The following is a 16661-nucleotide window of genomic DNA, read 5'->3' on the forward strand; positions in this document are numbered from 1 at the left end:
GCGCATATCGCAGCAATGCATCGCGCATGGTCTCAGTCGATCCCGAAACCTCCCCTTCTCGAATCAAAAACTCTTGGCGCGCCGCCCAGTCTTTGGCATCAACGCGCTTCTCAAATGACTTGGATTTTCGTATACCCTGCATGGCGACTTGCGCCTGCCATTTGCCGGTTTGCAGCTTTTTAATAGACGCCATTTCAAATTCTCCCGCTCGGAAAATTCGTAATTCGTCGTAATGACATGTCAATTTTAATGGATTTTAGCGCATTCCAGTACGAAACGCCCACCATAAACCCCTGTATAACCTTATATAAATAAGGGATATCACTGCATAAGGGAAAAATATTGGTGCGGGTGAGAGGACTCGAACCTCCACGCCTCGCGGCGCCAGAACCTAAATCTGGTGCGTCTACCATTCCGCCACACCCGCACTCATGGGGCCGAGGCCACCATTCGCGCCCTTCTAGCCTAGAGGTTTCCCCTATGCTAGTGGAAAATGCGCCAATATTAAAGTTTTTTCGCCGTCCTGCCAAAACAGCTGCCCCCAATGCGAGTCTTCGGGGCAACATCAATCAAATATTAACGAATTTCCGCCAAAAAAAACCTCAGTCTCCCCCTTTGTGCCCTAGGTTGAGGAAAACCTTGAGGCAGGTTAAAAGAGAGCACGTCTATGAAACCGAAAACGGTCCGGCGCGCGCAAACAGGGAACGCTCCCCAGGCGTGTCTTGTGATGAATCTTGCGCGGAAAATTGAAGACACTGGGCCAACTTTGCCGTCCGGCTTTGCGACGGGAAGTATTGTCCTGACGCTGAAGGGCGAAATGCTGGTCGAGCATCTGCGCGCGGGGGACCGCATTATCACGCGCGATATCGGCATGGCGCAGCTCAAAGCCGTCACCACAACCCGCTCCGACTCGGCCTACCGCATTCGCGCCAGCGTCTTGGGGCATGATCGTCCCGCAAGCGAACTTCTGGTCGCCGAAGGGCAACGCATTTTGTTGCGCGACTGGCGGGCAAAAGCGATGTTTGGCGAGGCCGAAGCTTTGGTGCCCGTAAGCCGCCTTGCGGACGGTCACTTCATTGCACGCGAAACCGCCACAGAGACTGTATTCTTTGTGCTTGAGTTTGAAACGCCGCATATTCTCTATGTGGACGGTCTCGAAGTCGCCAGCGCGCCACCTATCCGTGTAAACGCCTAAGAACGCTCGGTAAAATCTCCGGCAAGTCCTCGGAAATCAACCCCGGTCCAAAAGTGCGGGCGCAGTCCACATGCAGCCAAGCCGCCGTCTGCGCCGCCTCATAGGGCGCAAATCCGCGCGCCAGAAGCCCCGTGATAAACCCCGCCAAAACATCCCCCGACCCCGCCGTTGCCAACCACGGCGCCGCGCGTTCATAGGCGGCTGCGTTAATACAAGCCCGCCCCTCTGGGGTCGCAATCACCGTATCCGCCCCTTTCAACAAAACCACACATCCCGCTCGTGCAGCAGCCTCTCGCACGGCATCAACCTTGGTACATTCTGCCGACAAATGCTCTGCGATATCCGGAAATAACCGCGCAAATTCGCCCGCATGGGGCGTCAAAACACATGCCTCATGCAACATCTCAAACAAATCCGCAGGGGCCGTTGCAAACGCCGACAAGCCATCGGCATCCACCACGCTCGCGCGCCGCGCCAAAAGCACCGCCCGAACCAGACCCCGCGTCTCGGCGCGGCTCCCGAGCCCCGGCCCCACACAAAGCGCGTTGATCCGGCTATCTTCAAGGATTTCCGTCAACCCCGCCCTATCCGCAACCCGCGCCAGCATCACCGCATTAAGCTGGCAGGCGTTTTCCAAAATCGCCGCCGGAGGGCACCCGAGCGTCACCAACCCCGCGCCAATCCGCAAAGCCCCGCGCGCCGCCAACCGCGCCGCGCCGCCGTGGCCAACACCCCCGCACAGCACAAACGCATGTCCATGGGAAAACTTATGCCCTTCGCCTCGTTTTTGGAGCCTTTCCGCATTCGGGCTCGCCAAACGGACTCCCTCCCCAGACACACAAAATCCGTCCAAACCAATATCCTTGACCACCAACCGCCCGCAGGCCGCAGGGCCATCCGCCAAGTAATGCCCCGTTTTGGCCCGATGAAAACTCACCGTCAGATCCGCAGAAATGCGCCCTTCAACGGCGATTTCCCCCACATAACGGCCACTATCCGCACTCAAACCACTTGGCACATCCACCGCGACAACCTTGGGACGCCCTGCTGCCCCCCTGTCCTTCATCGCCAATGCCGTTTTTTCAAGCCCTTCTAACTTCCGCGTAAGTCCCGTGCCAAACAGGGCATCCACCACCAACTCTGCCGCCTCAAATACCGGCTCCCCCAAAGGATGCACCGCGCCAAGTGCACACCAACGCACATAGTTCGCCTTGGCGTCGGGCGGAAGCCGCGCAGGATCGCCCCACAAACAAACCTCCACCTCCCAGCCCCAATCCCGCAACAAACGCGCAATCACAAAGCCGTCGCCGCCATTATTTCCCGGCCCACAGAGCACAACCGCGCGCCCACCAGACTGCGCAAATTCTGGCCATTCCTCAAATATGGCCGCCACCACACCGCGCCCTGCCCGCTCCATCAACTCAAGCCCTGTGACCGCGCCCGACGTGATCGCAGCCTGTTCGACACCGCGCATTTGCGCCGCTGTTATAAGGTCCGTCATAACTTCACTTTCAAACTTATTCCTGAGGAAATCAAAGACTCCGGTCCGAAACCCTGGAACCGCATTGCCCTAAAAGTTTTCATACTGCCCTATTTTTAATCAAATCGCACAATTAACGAACTTAACGCCCAGATTCCCCGCCCCCACCGTGGATGCGTCAGCATAGCCAATTGTTCCCTGATTAGGAAAGTGTTCTGAACACTTCGACAGCGGAGATTCCCCGACCCAATCAAAGGAGACGCACAATGAAAAAAATTGAAGCCATTATCAAACCGTTCAAATTGGACGAGGTAAAAGAAGCGCTCCAAGAAGTTGGCGTTCAGGGTCTTTCGGTAATTGAAGTCAAGGGTTTCGGCCGTCAGAAGGGCCACACGGAGCTTTACCGTGGCGCCGAATATGTTGTCGATTTCCTGCCCAAAGTGAAAATCGAAATCGTGCTGGCCACCGATCAGGTAGATGCCGCAATCGAAGCCATTATCAATGCTGCTAAAACCGACAAAATCGGCGATGGCAAAATCTTTGTGTCCTCCATTGAACAGGCCATCCGCATCCGGACCGGCGAAACCAACGAAGACGCATTGTAAGTTAACAACGCCGCGCAAGCGGTTCTAATCTAACACTAAACCAGAGGGAAGAGAAACAGATGAGCATAGCTGCCGTTCTCAAACTTATTGCCGACGAAAATGTTGAATATGTGGACGTTCGTTTCACAGACCCACGTGGCAAACTCCAACACGTCACCTTGATCTCAGACATCGTCGACGAAGATTTCTTCGAAGACGGGTTCATGTTTGACGGCTCGTCCATCGCGGGCTGGAAAGCGATCAACGAATCCGACATGAAATTGATCCCAGACCCAAAATCGGTCTATATGGACCCGTTCTATGCGGAAAAAACACTCTGCATTCACTGCTCCGTTGTTGAGCCTGATACCGGCGAAGCCTACTCCCGCGACCCACGTGGCACCGCGGAAAAAGCTGAAGCTTACCTCATCGCTTCCGGCGTAGGTGACACGTCCTATTTCGGCCCAGAAGCTGAATTCTTCCTCTTTGACAATGTGCGCTTCTCCAACTCGATCAACAAAGTGTCCTACGAAGTTGACGCGCTGGACGCTTCTTGGAATACAGACGCAGAAGTCGAAATGGGCAACATGGGCCACCGTCCAGGTCTCAAAGGCGGCTACTTCCCCGTCAACCCAATCGACGATGCCCAAGACATTCGCTCCGAAATGCTTTCCACTATGAAGCGTATGGGCATGAAAGTTGACAAGCACCACCACGAGGTTGCCTCCTGTCAGCACGAGCTTGGCCTGATCTTCGGCACGCTCACCGAGCAAGCCGATCACCTGCAAAAATACAAATACATCGTGCACAACGTCGCGCACGCCTACGGCAAATCCGCGACCTTCATGCCAAAACCAATCTATGGCGACAACGGCTCTGGCATGCACGTAAACATGTCGATCTGGAAAGACGGCAAGCCGCTCTTTGCGGGTGACAAATACGCGGATCTCTCCCAAGAAGCTTTGTACTTCATCGGTGGTATCCTCAAGCACGCCAAAGCTTTGAACGCCTTCACAAACCCATCGACAAACTCCTACAAGCGTTTGATCCCTGGTTTTGAAGCCCCCGTTCTGCGCGCCTATTCCGCGTCCAACCGCTCTGGTTGTGTGCGTATTCCGTTCTCGGAATCCCCCAAGGCAAAACGCGTTGAAGCGCGTTTCCCTGATCCCGCAGCAAACCCCTACCTTTGCTTTGCAGCCTTGTTGATGGCTGGCCTTGACGGCATCCTCAACAAGATCGATCCCGGTGCGGCGTCCGACAAAAACCTCTATGACCTGCCACCAGAAGAGCTTTCTGGCATCCCGACGGTTTGTGCGTCCTTGCGTGAAGCGCTCGAAGAGTTGGCAGCGGATCACGACTTCCTGCTCAAGGGCGACGTGTTCACAAAAGACCAAATCGAAGGCTACGCAGCCCTCAAATGGGAAGAAGTTTACACTTTTGAACACACACCACACCCTGTGGAATTCCAAATGTACTACAGCTGTTAATTTCTAACGGTTTTAATATCTTAAAGGGCGTCTTCGGGCGCCCTTTTTCGTTGTTCGAATGCCTCTGATTGCGCCAGAGTCGCCAAAGGCGCGGCGCGAGCCACCGCAAGCTGTGCCAAAACCAAATCCAACAACTCCCGCCGCAACGCCATCTGCGGACCGTAAACCTCCGAAATCTGAAACCGATCCGCAAACCTAAGCGGCGCAAGTCCTGGCATACGCGGCGCACAGGCGCGCGTGGCGTGCTCGGGCGGAAGGAACGTATTCAAGATCTCGATCATAACGCAAGTTTAGGCGACCCCGCCCCGAACACCGGCCCAATTTCGACCTCACAAAGACCCGCGCCGCCTCACCAATGCGTGAGGTGCCCCCGTCCCCCCTTGCCCAAATCGCCCCCGCACCCCATTCTCAAATCCTGCAACAAGGAAGCCCAATGCCCCCCCAAAAACTCACCTTTGTCGGCCATGACGGAGACAAACTCGCCGCGCGTTTTGATCGACCCGACGGGCCGCATTTGGCGACCGCAATTTTCGCGCATTGTTTCACCTGTGGCAAAGACATCCCCGCCGCCCGTCGGATTTCCGCGCGCCTTGCCTCAATGGGCATTGCCGTTTTGCGCTTTGATTTTACGGGCTTGGGTCATTCTGACGGCGAATTTGGCAATACAAACTTCACCAGCAACGCCCAAGACCTCCTCGCCGCTGCGGCCCATCTTGAGAGCATCGGCTCCCCCGCAACCGTCCTGATCGGCCACTCTTTAGGTGGCGCGGCGGTCCTGCGCGCGGCGCTCTCCTTACCCAACATCAAGGCCGTCGCCACCATCGGCGCCCCTGCCGACCCGTCGCATGTGGCGCATTTATTTGACAACGATCTCGCGACAATCAACGCCCAAGGCTCCGCCCAAGTCGAACTTGGGGGCCGTCCGGTTACCATTGGCAAAACCTTCATCGATGACATTGCCAATGCCCCCATCCTGCCCGATTTAGCCCAGCTCAAAGCCGCGCTCATGGTCCTGCATGCGCCGCGTGATGAAATTGTCAGCATCGACAACGCCGCCGATATTTTCACCGCCGCCAAACACCCCAAAAGTTTCGTCACCCTCGATAGCGCCGACCATCTTCTGAGCCGGGCCGAAGATGCCGAATACGTCGCCGAAGTGATTGCCACATGGGCCTCGCGCTACCTCAAACTCGCGCCCCCCGCCCCGCCGATTGGCGCACCAGAGGGGGTTGTGCGCGTCTCGGAGGCCGACCCTGCGGGCTTCCTGCAAGACGTCACATCCGGCCCGTTTCATCATGCCTTGGCCGATGAACCCCACGCCTATGGCGGCACAAATCAGGGCATGTCGCCCTATGGTTTCCTCGCTGCGGGCCTTGGCGCCTGTACCTCAATGACCATCCGCATGTACGCCCGCCGCAAGGGTTGGTCGCTGGAGACAGTGCAAGTTGACGTGACCCATAACAAGGTCCACGCCCAAGACGCCTGTCAAACCACGCCGCAAAATATCGATAGTTTCCACCGTGAAATCCACCTCACAGGCTCCCTCGATGCGACCCAACGCGCGCGCCTCCTCGAAATCGCCGACCGCTGCCCCGTGCATCAAACCCTTGAGAAAAAATCCCACATCACGACGGTTCTTGGGGCTAAACGGGATTAAAGCGGCTGGTCATCACATAGTCTTTGCGCGGCCCCGTCACCCGCCAGCGCGAAGACCAGCATGGCCAATCGGCGAAATCATAGGCCACTTGATATACATCCGGATCGCAAAAATGCGTGGCCGCCGTTTGGGCGGGGGTGAAGCTGTGAAACGGACGCCCATCGGCAAACAAAACCTCAATCTCGCCCGCCGCCTCGCGCCAAAAATACTTCCGCTCCGCCTGAAGCACTGCCGCCCCAAGATGCAGCTTCCCAACCTCGCGATAGGCCAAGCCCCCCTCGGCCGCGCAAAACCACGCGCGCCCCGAAAACCGTCCCGCTTGCCCCGCAATTTCGCTCTGAATTTCGCGTTCCAACGCCCATTCGCCGCTAAAATCCATTAAATCTGGTGAAAAACTCACTTTGTCACGTCCCTTTACGCCGCGTGGCCTTGCCGCCTGTGCCCCGTCAGTCTATGAGAAGCCGCGCGCCTCTGCCATGTCTGTTTCCCTAAAAAAGGCTACCCCATGATCCCTCGTTATTCTCGCCCTGAAATGGTTGCCATTTGGTCACCTGAAACCAAATTCAAAATCTGGTATGAAATCGAGGCCCACGCCTGCGAAGCCATGGCCAATATTGGCGTCATCCCGCGCGAAAACGCCGACGCCGTTTGGAAAGCCAAAGACGTTGAATTTGACGTGGCACGGATCGACGAAATCGAAGCCGAAACCAGACATGACGTCATCGCCTTCCTCACCCACCTTGCCGAGCATGTCGGTTCCGAAGAAGCGCGTTTCGTACACCAAGGCATGACCAGCTCCGATGTTTTGGACACCTGTTTCAACGTCCAACTCGTGCGCGCTGCCGACATCCTCATTGAGGACGCAAAGGGCCTCATGGCTGCCCTCAAACGCCGCGCCCTTGAGCACAAAGACACCATCCGTATCGGCCGCTCCCACGGCATTCATGCCGAACCAACGACAATGGGCCTCACCTTCGCGCGTTTCTACGCCGAAATGGACCGCAACCTGCGCCGTCTCAAAACCGCCCGCGAAGAAATATCCACAGGCGCGATTTCTGGCGCGGTCGGCACTTTCGCCAATATCGACCCCGCCGTAGAAGAATACGTTTGCGCCCAACTCGGCCTTGAGCCCGAGCCCATTTCCACCCAAGTTATCCCGCGCGACCGCCACGCAGCTTTCTTCGCCGCCCTCGGTGTCGTCTCGTCCACGGTTGAAAACATTTCCACCGAAATCCGCCACATGCAACGCACCGAAGTGCTTGAAGCGGCTGAGTTTTTCTCGATGGGCCAAAAGGGTTCTTCTGCGATGCCGCACAAGAAAAACCCCATCCTGACCGAAAACCTCACAGGCCTCGCGCGTCTTGTCCGCATGACCGTAATCCCCGCGCTTGAAAACGTCGCCCTTTGGCACGAGCGCGATATTTCGCACTCCTCGGTCGAGCGCAACATCGGCCCCGACGCCACAATCACCCTTGATTTCGCCCTCGCGCGTCTCACAAGCGTGATCGACAAACTCCTAGTTTACCCCGAGAATATGCTCGCCAATATGAACAAATTCCCCGGCCTCGTGATGTCGCAACGCGTGCTTCTCGCCCTCACCCAAGCAGGTGTGTCGCGCGAAGAGTCCTACAGCATGGTGCAACGCAACGCGATGAAAGTCTGGGAAACGGGCTGTGATTTCAAAACCGAATTGCTTGCCGACGACGCCGTGGTAAAAGCCCTTGGCGTGGAAGCAATCGAGGAGAAATTCGACCTCGGGTATCACACAAAACACGTCGATACGATCTTTGCACGGGTCTTTGGCAAAAGCTAACCCCGCCTAAATTTCGAACAATCATTATCCCGTCAGACACCCTCTGGCGGGATTTTCTTTACCTCCTCTAAAAAACTGCTGAGAATTTTCTCTATCTCGCCATTCTTAAAGCCTCTCTTAACATCTCTGGTGCATTCCTAAAGCATCCAGAATGGAGAGACACACGTGAGCACTGCCTTAGCCCCGATCGGCGATTTCCCCCTAGATTTGCCTCCTTTGGGCAATGCCCTTGGAAGTGGTTTTCCCGCCGCACCGTCTTTCCCCTCAAATTCCGGCCCCGCCCCCAAACTCTCCCGCGCCCAAAAAGCGGCGATCATCGTGCGCTTGCTCCTCTCGGATGGGGCCAAGCTCCCGATTTCGGATTTTCCCGAGGAATTACAACACACTCTGACCCGTTCCATGGGCAGCATGAAAAGTATCAGTCGCGAGACGATGATCTCCGTTATCGAGGAATTCCTCTCGGAAATCGAGAGCGTCGGCATGTTCTTCCCCGGTGGCCTTGATGGCGCGCTCAAGGTTCTGGAAGGCGCGCTCTCCCCCTCGATGGTCACGCGCTTGCGCCGTGAAGCGGGTGGCGTTTTCTACGGTGACCCTTGGGAAAAAGTCGTCGATCTCCCGCTTGACATCCTTCTCGTGGCGCTGGAATCCGAAGCAATTGAAATTTGCGCTGTGATGATCTCCAAACTCGCCGTGCCCCGCGCCGCCGAACTGCTTGGCATGATTGCGGGCGAACGCGCGCGCCGCATTGCCTATGCGATTTCCCAAACCAAATCCGTCACCCCAGAGGCCGTGCGTCGCATCGGCGTTTCCCTCGCCACCCAACTCAACAACCAGCCCCCCGTCGCCTTTGACGATGATCCCGTTGACCGTGTCGGCGCAATCCTGAATTTCTCGGCCGCCACCCGTCGCGACGAGGTTTTGGATGGGCTGGATGAAGATGACAAGGAGTTCGGCGCCCTTGTGCGCAAGGCTATTTTCACCTTCGCCAATATTCCCCAGCGCATTCACCCCCGCGACATGGCCAAAGTTTTGCGCGGCGTAGATCAGGCCGATCTTGTGACCGCGCTCGCTGCGGCCAAACAAGGGGGAGACAATGCGACCGTCGACTTTGTTCTCGCAAGCATGTCCAAACGACTGTCGGCAAGCCTCCTCGAAGAAATGGAAGAAGCGGGCGTTATCAAAGCCAAGGATTCTGATGAGGCCCAAACCAAACTTGTGGCTTCGGTCCGCCAACTTGAGGCGGCGGGCGAAATCTTCCTAAGAATGGATGACGATCCGCCTGAAGGTTAATCCAAACGCGCCGCGGCCAATATCGGGCCATGCCCCGCGCGCTGAATAATGATCGCATGATGCGCGCCCTTGGGATCAACTTTTACCGTAAAAGGCGTTGCGCCGTTCCATTTCTTAAGCACCCGCCAATCGGTCACGATATTGGAATACGACACTTCCCGCCCATTGTTCTCGCCCCCGCGAATTTTTACCGATTGATTTGGCACGAACCGCACCAATTGCACCACCATATCCGCGCGTTGCTTGGACTGCGCCTCGATCACGAACAGCGGGCCGTTTTTCACCACCGAGAGCGTGACAGGGGAAACCACGCCCATGGCTTTCTTAATCGCCCGCTCAACATCGGCAGGTTTGTTGCCAACCACATGTTCAACGCCGCCAATCACCATTTGCGGGGTATACACAACCGTCGTTCCCGCCGCGCGGCTATAATTACGCTGGCGCTCCGTAAAGGCGGGATCGCCAAAGACATCTTTCCATCCGATGTAATCCCAATAATCGACATGTAGTCCCAAGGCGATAATGTCGCGACGCTGCGCCAATTGATCCAAAAGCGCATCCGCAGGTGGACAAGACGAGCACCCCTGAGAGGTATAAAGTTCCACAACAACAGGCCCAGACTGCGCATTGCCCACCCCGCAAATCGCACTAAAGCCAAGAGAGAGTGCAAGGGCGCGTGCTGCGCGTGTCCAAATTGCCGCCATGAAGTCTTTCCGATACATCTGTTTCTTAACCTTGTATTGAAACACTGGTTCAAGCGCCAATCAACCATTTGCGAGCGCCGCGTGTGGTGCCCGCGCGTCAAAATCGGGAAAAAACCCTCTCTTGGCGTAAAAATCGTGTACAATGGTATACAATAGACGTGCTCCCCTCTTGATTATCGAGTCAAACTGGTCCAAAACCCCTCCAGCGATACCCTATTTTCACTATAAAGGGAGGCCAACATGCCCATCACCGTCGGACACGATTCCTCAAAGACCCGCAAAACACTCACTGTGGGCGACAAGAGCATTTCCTACTATTCCATCCCAGCCGCCCAAGCCGCAGGCCTTGGCGATTTCTCCAAATTGCCAGCCGCGCTGAAAGTTGTTCTTGAGAACATGCTGCGCTTTGAAGATGGCAAAACCGTCTCGGTTGACGACATTAAGGCTTTCGCCGAATGGGGTGCCAACGGTGGCAAAAACCCTCGCGAAATCGCCTACCGCCCTGCCCGCGTTTTGATGCAAGATTTCACCGGCGTTCCTGCCGTGGTTGACCTCGCCGCGATGCGCGACGGGATTGTCGCCCTCGGTGGTGACCCTGAGAAAATCAACCCGCTCAACCCCGTTGATCTGGTGATTGACCACTCCGTGATGATCGACGAATTTGGCAACCCACGTGCGTTCCAAATGAACGTCGACCGCGAATATGAACGCAACATGGAGCGCTATACCTTCCTGAAATGGGGCCAATCCGCCTTTAACAATTTCCGCGTTGTTCCTCCGGGCACGGGCATCTGTCACCAAGTAAACCTTGAGTATCTCTCGCAAACTGTTTGGACGGACACGGACCAAAACGGCGACGAAGTTGCTTACCCCGACACGCTCGTCGGCACCGATTCCCACACAACAATGGTCAACGGTTTGGCTGTTCTTGGTTGGGGAGTTGGTGGCATCGAGGCCGAAGCTGCGATGCTCGGCCAGCCGATCTCAATGCTCATCCCCGAAGTTGTTGGCTTTGAGCTGACAGGCGCGATGGTCGAAGGCACAACCGGCACCGACCTTGTGCTCAAAGTTGTCGAACTGCTGCGTGCCAAAGGCGTTGTTAGCAAATTCGTCGAATTCTATGGCGCGGGTCTTGATCACCTGCCCCTCGCCGACCGCGCGACAATCGCCAACATGGCGCCGGAATACGGCGCAACATGTGGCTTCTTCCCAATCGATGATGAAACCCTGCGCTACCTGCGTGTTTCTGGCCGCGACGAAGACCGGATTGCCCTCGTCGAAGCCTATGCCAAAGAGAACGGCTTCTGGCGCGACGCGGATTATTCCCCGATCTACACCGACACATTGTCCCTCGACATGAGCACAATCGTTCCTGCGATTTCCGGTCCAAAACGCCCACAGGACTTCGTGGCACTGACAGATGGCAAAACCGAATTCCGCCGCGAAATGGAAGAGACCTTCAAACGTCCAATGGGCAAAGAAGTGGTTGTCACAGGCGAAGATTACACCATGGAATCGGGCAAAGTTGTGATCGCCTCGATCACCTCCTGTACCAACACTTCCAACCCCTACGTGATGATCGGCGCGGGTCTCGTTGCCCGCAAAGCACGCGCTTTGGGTCTTAACCGCCAGCCTTGGGTCAAAACCTCCCTCGCTCCCGGTTCGCAAGTTGTTTCTGCCTACTTAGAGGCGGCTGACCTGCAAGAAGACTTCGACGCACTCGGCTTCAACCTCGTCGGTTACGGCTGCACAACCTGCATCGGTAACTCCGGACCGATCCAAGCGGAGATCTCTGCCGCCATCGCCGAAGGCGACCTCGTGGCAACCTCCGTTCTGTCTGGTAACCGCAACTTTGAGGGCCGTATTTCCCCCGACGTGCGCGCCAACTATCTGGCCTCGCCGCCCCTCGTTGTGGCCTATGCCATCGCCGGAACCTTGGACATTAACCTTGCATCTGACGTGCTTGGCCAAGACCAAAACGGCAACGATGTCTACCTAAAAGACATCTGGCCATCGACCCAGGAAATCGCGGATTTGGTTGAAAAAACCGTGACCCGCGAAGCCTTCCAAAGCAAATATGCCGACGTCTTCAAAGGCGACGAAAAATGGCAGGGCGTTAAGACCACAGACAGCGTCACCTACGACTGGCCCCCAACCTCGACCTACGTGCAAAACCCGCCGTATTTCCAAGGCATGAGCCCCGAACCCGGTGTGATCACCAACATCCACGACGCCAAAGTTCTGGCCGTTTTGGGCGATATGATCACCACCGACCACATCTCTCCAGCGGGTGGTTTCGCGACCACAAGCCCTGCGGGTAAGTATCTGATCGAGCGCCAAGTCGCCCCACGGGAGTTCAACTCCTACGGTTCGCGCCGCGGCAACCACGAGATCATGATGCGCGGCACTTTCGCCAACATCCGCATCAAAAACGAGATGCTGCACAACGTTGAAGGCGGCTATACCAACGGTCCCGACGGCAAAGAAACCTCGATCTACGACGCGTCCATGGCTTACCAAGATGCCGGAACACCGCTCGTTGTCTTTGGCGGCGAACAATACGGTGCTGGCTCTTCGCGTGACTGGGCGGCCAAAGGAACGGCCCTCCTCGGCGTCAAAGCTGTGATTGCGGAAAGTTTTGAACGTATTCACCGTTCCAACCTCGTTGGCTTCGGCGTGATCCCGTTCGAATTTACAGGTGGCGACACGCGCAAAACGCTTGGCCTCACTGGCGAAGAAACGGTCTCAATCAGCGGTTTGGACAGCATTAAGCCCCTCCAAGAGGTGCCCTGCACGATCACGATGGCGGACGGTTCCGTCAAAGAGATCATGCTCAAGTGCCGGATCGACACTGCGATTGAAGTTGAGTACGTCGAACACGGCGGCGTGTTGCACTATGTGCTGCGCAACCTTGCTAAGTCCTAAGTTTCAAAGGCTTAACGACCGAATCTAGACAACTTAAGCGCCTCGCAGGTTTTGCGGGGCGCCTTTTTACATCTTAAAGGCGAAAGTACCCTTCGTTGGAAACAGTGAAATTCCCAAGAGACCGCCTATGGAGCCATTGGCGTTCTAGCCTTGTTAATAAATAGATGCGACACTCTAGGTATGAAAATTTCCAAGATAAAATTGATTCCCGTAGGACTGCCATTCTCATGGCCATTGCTCGAAACAGCCGGATTTCTATTATTAATTTTTCTGACGCACGCTCCTCACTAGGGTTGCCCAGCGTTCTCGGGCCTCCCCTCTTAAGGGGTGGCCTCTTCTATGGCGGGAAGGATCGTTTCCTTCATCACGCGCTGGGTAATCGGGCCAGCAAAGCGCAAAATTACCTCTCCGTCACCATCGATCACGAAGGTTTCCGGAACCCCGTATACCCCCCAATCACGCCCCGTGCGCCCCGTATCATCCGCGCTAATTGTCGCGAAGGGATCGCCAAGCTCCGCTAGGAATTTTGCGGCGGCCTCTGGTTTGTCTTTGTAGTTCAAGCCGTGGATTGTAACGCCCGATTGCGCCATCTCCTCAAGCTGCGGATGTTCCGCGCGGCACGGCACGCACCAACTGGCCCAGAAATTCACCAGCTTTACACCTGGCAGCGCGAGGGTCTCGACGGAGAGCACGTCGCTGCCTTCAAACGAGGAAAGCGTTAACACGGGCACCTCTTTGCCAATAAGAACGCTTGGCAAAGCACTCGGGTCCTCGCGGTACATGCCAACATAGAAAACGGCCGCTAACCCCGCAAAAAGGAGGGGGGGGACAACGGCCCAAGGTGATATTCTAGCCATTTTCATTCCCGTTTTTAAGCGCTTCACGCCGATTTTCAACTTCACGCAGCGCATCCGCAACGCGGCGGCTTTTCACCACGGTCATGGCAATCAACACCGCCAATAAAACCGCCGTGGCGGCATAGGCCGCCATGACTTCACTCGCATATTTTCCAAGTTCTGGCATCATACCGAACGCTCCCTTGCCAGCAACGCATTCAACCGCCGCACACGAATTTCGGTCCGTGTACGCATCAAAACAAGCGCCACAAACAAGAGGATAAAACCGGCCATACACAGGTACAGCGGATAGGCAAAAACATCCGACACGTTCTCTTCTTTGTCCAACGACAAGCTCGCCCCTTGATGCAGGCCTTGGTTCCAAAACAGCACCGCATAGCGCGACAAAAGCGCGAAAACAGATCCGACAAGGCACAAAACGGCCGTTAAATCGGCAGCGGTATCAGGATTATCGATCGCTTCCCAAAGGGCCACATAGCCAAGGTAAAATAGCAACAAGATAAGGAAAGACGTCAAACGCGGATCCCATTCCCACGCGGTCCCCCACATCGGTTGCCCCCAAATCGCGCCCGTAATCAGCGCAATCAGCGTCATGACTATCCCGATCGGTGCCGCCGCTTTGGCCGCCAGCGCACTCACATGGTGCCGCCGCACAAGCCAGATCAAACTCGTAACCAACATCATCAACCACGCATTGATCGCCATAAGCGCCGCTGGCACGTGCAAAAACATGATTTTTACTGTCGCCCCTTGGCGATAATCTTCAGGCGTAAAGAAGAACCCCCAAACAAGACCGCCGACCAACGTCACGACCGCAAGCGCCATCACCCACGGCAAGATGGTGCCGGAGGTTGCCATGAATTTTCGCGGATTTGCATATTCCCAAAGTGACATGGCCGGACCCTAAATTGAGTTAAACATTTGCGCAATCACCCTACACGGGTTTGTGTTAACGCAGGTTGATACGGATTGCCGCAGCCGAGGCAAAAGGCAGGATTGCCAAGGACGCAAGCGTGATGGCCGCGAGCAAAAGCAAAGGCGTTTGCACCTCCATCCCGCTCGCTCCACGGCGCAGAGTCTCTGCCCCAAAAATCAGTGTCGGCACATACATCGGCAGCACCAGAATCGACAGCAGCAACCCACCGCGTTTCAACCCCACTGTCAGCGCCGCGCCAAACGTGCCGATCACCGAAAGCGCGGGTGTGCCAATCGCCAGCGTTGCCACCAACCACACAAATGCCTCCGGCGTCATATTCAAAAGCACCGCCAAAACAGGCGCAACCAGCGTCAACGGCACCCCCGTCGTCACCCAATGTGCCATCGCTTTTACCGCTACAACCCCTTCAAGCGGCAAGGGCGATGTCGCCATAAGATCAAGCGAGCCGTCTTCGTAATCCAGCGCAAAAAGGCGATCAAGCGACAAAAGGCACGCCAAAAGTGCCCCGACCCACAAGACCCCCGGCGCGATCACCCGCAGCACACTGGTCTGCGGCCCCACTCCGAACGGAATCAGCACAACAACGATCAGGAAAAACGCAAGCCCAAGCCCAAAGCCGCCGCCCGACCGCACAGCAAGGCGAATATCCCGCCAGAAAAGCGCCCTCACAGGAAAGCCTCATCAAAATCTGCGTCGCTCATGCGGGCCGCCTTAAACGGCGCAAGTTCAAGGGTTTGCGCGTCAAAACCAAGGTCGATATGGGTAGCAATCACCGCCGCGCCGCCCTGCGCCAGATGGCTTTGCACCGCCTGTGCAAAAAGGGCCGTGCTGTCACGATCCAGTGAAATCGTTGGTTCATCCATCACCCAGATCGGCCGCCCCGTCACCAGCATCCGCGCCAGCCCCAACCGCCGCTTTTGTCCCGCCGACAACGTATGCGCGGGGCGATCTCGCAAATCCAGCAGGTTCATTTGATCAAGGGCCGCGTCAATCTCCACCGTGCCAAAAACACGCGCCCAAAACCACAGGTTCTCGGCCACAGTCAACGTCGGTTTCACCCCATCTGCGTGCGAGGCATAGGCGATACCCTCTGGCCAATGCGCGCCCGAAATCGCCCCCGTCACGGCGGGTTGCAACCCCGCCAAGGTGCGCAAAAGCGTCGTCTTGCCGATCCCGTTAGGACCGCGCAAGAAAACGGCCTGCCCCGCGTCCAGCGCAAAGGAAACCCCCGCCAGGACCGCGACGCCACCGCGCTGAACTGTAAGATTTTCAACCTGCAATATCATAGGGAAAGGCCTAGACTATTGCGCCCAACAAAGGCAAGGAATTCAGACAGGCAAGGCCGCAAGCCCAATGCGCCGCCCCTCGCTCAAAAGCACATTATACGTCCGACAGGCCGTAGGCGTCGCCATCAGTTCCACGCCAATGCCAGCCCCCTCAAGGGCGGCGCGCACACCCGCAGGAAGCGCGGCAATCTCGGCCCCAACGCCCACAAACAATACGTCCAAATCATCGGCGGCCTTGAGCAACGGCGCGAGGTCATCAAACCCCTGCCATTCAACAACACCGCTCGGCATCAAGGCCATCGGCCCTGTATGAACCTCGCCCAAAATGCGAAAAAATCCGGGGCCGTAACCGTCCACAGGAACCACATCGCCATATGTTACTTCGGTAAATTTCATAACGTGTTTTTACCCCTAATTCGTAAGTCCGACAAGTCTGGAGACCGCCA

Annotated in this window: 17 protein-coding genes, 1 tRNA gene and 1 pseudogene; 7 read left to right on the forward strand and 12 right to left on the reverse strand. The window is 56.4% G+C overall.

The window, feature by feature from the left end; all coding sequences use genetic code 11:
• Together AB9F29_RS09360 and AB9F29_RS09365 are read right to left on the reverse strand one after the other, a co-directional pair.
• Positions 1–193, reverse strand: a pseudogene (locus AB9F29_RS09360) (site-specific integrase); the annotation flags it as partial.
• 150 nt (positions 194–343) lie between these two features.
• Positions 344–427 (reverse strand) — tRNA-Leu (locus tag AB9F29_RS09365).
• Between the two features lie 240 nt (positions 428–667).
• On the opposite strand from AB9F29_RS09365, the gene AB9F29_RS09370 reads away from it, so the two are divergent.
• Positions 668–1195, forward strand: a complete 528-nt coding sequence (locus AB9F29_RS09370) for a Hint domain-containing protein (protein WP_335584845.1) — start codon at positions 668–670, stop codon at positions 1193–1195.
• Here AB9F29_RS09370 and AB9F29_RS09375 read toward each other — a convergent pair.
• Positions 1176–2696, reverse strand: a complete 1521-nt coding sequence (locus AB9F29_RS09375; protein ID WP_369755444.1) for an NAD(P)H-hydrate dehydratase — start codon at positions 2694–2696, stop codon at positions 1176–1178. The two genes, AB9F29_RS09370 and AB9F29_RS09375, sit on opposite strands and share 20 nt — an antisense overlap.
• Before the next feature lie 245 nt (positions 2697–2941).
• On the opposite strand from AB9F29_RS09375, the gene AB9F29_RS09380 reads away from it, so the two are divergent.
• Together AB9F29_RS09380 and glnA are read left to right on the forward strand one after the other, a co-directional pair.
• The gene (locus AB9F29_RS09380) at positions 2942–3280 is read left to right on the forward strand and encodes a P-II family nitrogen regulator (protein WP_335584843.1); all 339 of its coding nucleotides are present in this window, start codon (positions 2942–2944) and stop codon (positions 3278–3280) included.
• Positions 3281–3339: 59 nt separating this feature from the next.
• Positions 3340–4746, forward strand: coding sequence for a type I glutamate--ammonia ligase (glnA, locus tag AB9F29_RS09385; protein WP_335584842.1), 1407 nt, complete (start codon positions 3340–3342; stop codon positions 4744–4746).
• A 20-nt stretch (positions 4747–4766) separates the two neighbouring features.
• Here the strand turns inward: glnA and AB9F29_RS09390 are convergent, their stop codons facing one another.
• On the reverse strand, positions 4767–5015 hold the full coding sequence (locus tag AB9F29_RS09390; RefSeq protein WP_369755445.1) for a hypothetical protein: 249 nt from the start codon (positions 5013–5015) through the stop codon (positions 4767–4769).
• 164 nt (positions 5016–5179) lie between these two features.
• Here AB9F29_RS09390 and AB9F29_RS09395 point away from each other — a divergent pair, with 164 nt between their 5' ends.
• The gene (locus tag AB9F29_RS09395; RefSeq protein ID WP_369755446.1) at positions 5180–6403 is read left to right on the forward strand and encodes an alpha/beta fold hydrolase; all 1224 of its coding nucleotides are present in this window, start codon (positions 5180–5182) and stop codon (positions 6401–6403) included.
• On the opposite strand, the gene AB9F29_RS09400 is transcribed toward AB9F29_RS09395, so the two are convergent.
• Positions 6390–6803: a DUF6314 family protein gene (locus AB9F29_RS09400; RefSeq protein ID WP_369755447.1), complete on the reverse strand. Its 414-nt coding sequence runs from the start codon at positions 6801–6803 to the stop codon at positions 6390–6392. The two genes, AB9F29_RS09395 and AB9F29_RS09400, sit on opposite strands and share 14 nt — an antisense overlap.
• Before the next feature lie 105 nt (positions 6804–6908).
• Here AB9F29_RS09400 and purB point away from each other — a divergent pair, with 105 nt between their 5' ends.
• Entirely contained in the window at positions 6909–8216 is a 1308-nt protein-coding gene (gene purB, locus AB9F29_RS09405; RefSeq protein WP_369755448.1) for an adenylosuccinate lyase, read from the forward strand.
• A gap of 165 nt (positions 8217–8381) precedes the next feature.
• Positions 8382–9506: a flagellar motor switch protein FliG gene (locus AB9F29_RS09410; RefSeq protein ID WP_369755449.1), complete on the forward strand. Its 1125-nt coding sequence runs from the start codon at positions 8382–8384 to the stop codon at positions 9504–9506.
• On the opposite strand, the gene AB9F29_RS09415 is transcribed toward AB9F29_RS09410, so the two are convergent.
• Positions 9503–10210 carry a DUF1223 domain-containing protein gene (locus tag AB9F29_RS09415; RefSeq protein WP_369755450.1) on the reverse strand — a complete coding sequence of 236 codons (708 nt, stop codon included), beginning with the start codon at positions 10208–10210 and terminating at the stop codon, positions 9503–9505. The two genes, AB9F29_RS09410 and AB9F29_RS09415, sit on opposite strands and share 4 nt — an antisense overlap.
• A 240-nt stretch (positions 10211–10450) precedes the next feature.
• Between AB9F29_RS09415 and acnA the strand changes: the two genes are divergently transcribed.
• Complete coding sequence (gene acnA / locus AB9F29_RS09420; RefSeq protein WP_369755451.1) at positions 10451–13135, forward strand: aconitate hydratase AcnA; 2685 nt, start codon at positions 10451–10453, stop codon at positions 13133–13135.
• Positions 13136–13455: 320 nt separating this feature from the next.
• Here the strand turns inward: acnA and AB9F29_RS09425 are convergent, their stop codons facing one another.
• Genes AB9F29_RS09425 through AB9F29_RS09450 form a run of 6 tightly spaced genes read right to left on the reverse strand, consistent with a single transcriptional unit; the run spans position 13456 to position 16611 of the window.
• On the reverse strand, positions 13456–13992 hold the full coding sequence (locus AB9F29_RS09425; protein ID WP_335584834.1) for a DsbE family thiol:disulfide interchange protein: 537 nt from the start codon (positions 13990–13992) through the stop codon (positions 13456–13458).
• A complete protein-coding gene (gene ccmD / locus AB9F29_RS09430) occupies positions 13985–14161 on the reverse strand; it encodes a heme exporter protein CcmD (RefSeq protein ID WP_179946740.1) in 177 nt (58 codons plus the stop codon). The genes AB9F29_RS09425 and ccmD overlap by 8 nt, the downstream gene beginning before the upstream one ends.
• Positions 14158–14886, reverse strand: coding sequence for a heme ABC transporter permease (locus AB9F29_RS09435; protein ID WP_369755452.1), 729 nt, complete (start codon positions 14884–14886; stop codon positions 14158–14160). The genes ccmD and AB9F29_RS09435 overlap by 4 nt, the downstream gene beginning before the upstream one ends.
• A gap of 55 nt (positions 14887–14941) precedes the next feature.
• Positions 14942–15598 carry a heme exporter protein CcmB gene (ccmB, locus tag AB9F29_RS09440; protein WP_039001272.1) on the reverse strand — a complete coding sequence of 219 codons (657 nt, stop codon included), beginning with the start codon at positions 15596–15598 and terminating at the stop codon, positions 14942–14944.
• Positions 15595–16215 (reverse strand): heme ABC exporter ATP-binding protein CcmA, encoded by a 621-nt coding sequence (gene ccmA, locus AB9F29_RS09445; RefSeq protein ID WP_369755453.1) that lies wholly within the window; start codon positions 16213–16215, stop codon positions 15595–15597. Before ccmA ends, ccmB begins: the two co-directional genes overlap by 4 nt.
• A 42-nt stretch (positions 16216–16257) precedes the next feature.
• Positions 16258–16611, reverse strand: a complete 354-nt coding sequence (locus AB9F29_RS09450; protein ID WP_039001270.1) for an Mth938-like domain-containing protein — start codon at positions 16609–16611, stop codon at positions 16258–16260.
• Positions 16612–16661: the final 50 nt, after the last annotated feature.

It is taken from the genome of Falsihalocynthiibacter sp. S25ZX9 (assembly GCF_041205405.1).
Classification (GTDB): domain Bacteria; phylum Pseudomonadota; class Alphaproteobacteria; order Rhodobacterales; family Rhodobacteraceae; genus Falsihalocynthiibacter; species Falsihalocynthiibacter arcticus.

Excerpts from the sequence above, each read along its gene's own strand:
- acnA (WP_369755451.1), top strand. The coding sequence starts at position 10,451 with ATGCCCATCACCGTCGGACACGATTCCTCAAAGACCCGCAAAACACTC.
- purB (WP_369755448.1), top strand. The coding sequence starts at position 6,909 with ATGATCCCTCGTTATTCTCGCCCTGAAATGGTTGCCATTTGGTCACCT.
- AB9F29_RS09370 (WP_335584845.1), top strand. The coding sequence starts at position 668 with ATGAAACCGAAAACGGTCCGGCGCGCGCAAACAGGGAACGCTCCCCAG.
- glnA (WP_335584842.1), top strand. The coding sequence starts at position 3,340 with ATGAGCATAGCTGCCGTTCTCAAACTTATTGCCGACGAAAATGTTGAA.
- AB9F29_RS09450 (WP_039001270.1), bottom strand. The coding sequence starts at position 16,611 with ATGAAATTTACCGAAGTAACATATGGCGATGTGGTTCCTGTGGACGGT.
- AB9F29_RS09415 (WP_369755450.1), bottom strand. The coding sequence starts at position 10,210 with ATGGCGGCAATTTGGACACGCGCAGCACGCGCCCTTGCACTCTCTCTT.
- AB9F29_RS09425 (WP_335584834.1), bottom strand. The coding sequence starts at position 13,992 with ATGGCTAGAATATCACCTTGGGCCGTTGTCCCCCCCCTCCTTTTTGCG.
- AB9F29_RS09395 (WP_369755446.1), top strand. The coding sequence starts at position 5,180 with ATGCCCCCCCAAAAACTCACCTTTGTCGGCCATGACGGAGACAAACTC.
- AB9F29_RS09435 (WP_369755452.1), bottom strand. The coding sequence starts at position 14,886 with ATGTCACTTTGGGAATATGCAAATCCGCGAAAATTCATGGCAACCTCC.
- ccmA (WP_369755453.1), bottom strand. The coding sequence starts at position 16,215 with ATGATATTGCAGGTTGAAAATCTTACAGTTCAGCGCGGTGGCGTCGCG.
- AB9F29_RS09380 (WP_335584843.1), top strand. The coding sequence starts at position 2,942 with ATGAAAAAAATTGAAGCCATTATCAAACCGTTCAAATTGGACGAGGTA.
- AB9F29_RS09375 (WP_369755444.1), bottom strand. The coding sequence starts at position 2,696 with ATGACGGACCTTATAACAGCGGCGCAAATGCGCGGTGTCGAACAGGCT.
- ccmD (WP_179946740.1), bottom strand. The coding sequence starts at position 14,161 with ATGATGCCAGAACTTGGAAAATATGCGAGTGAAGTCATGGCGGCCTAT.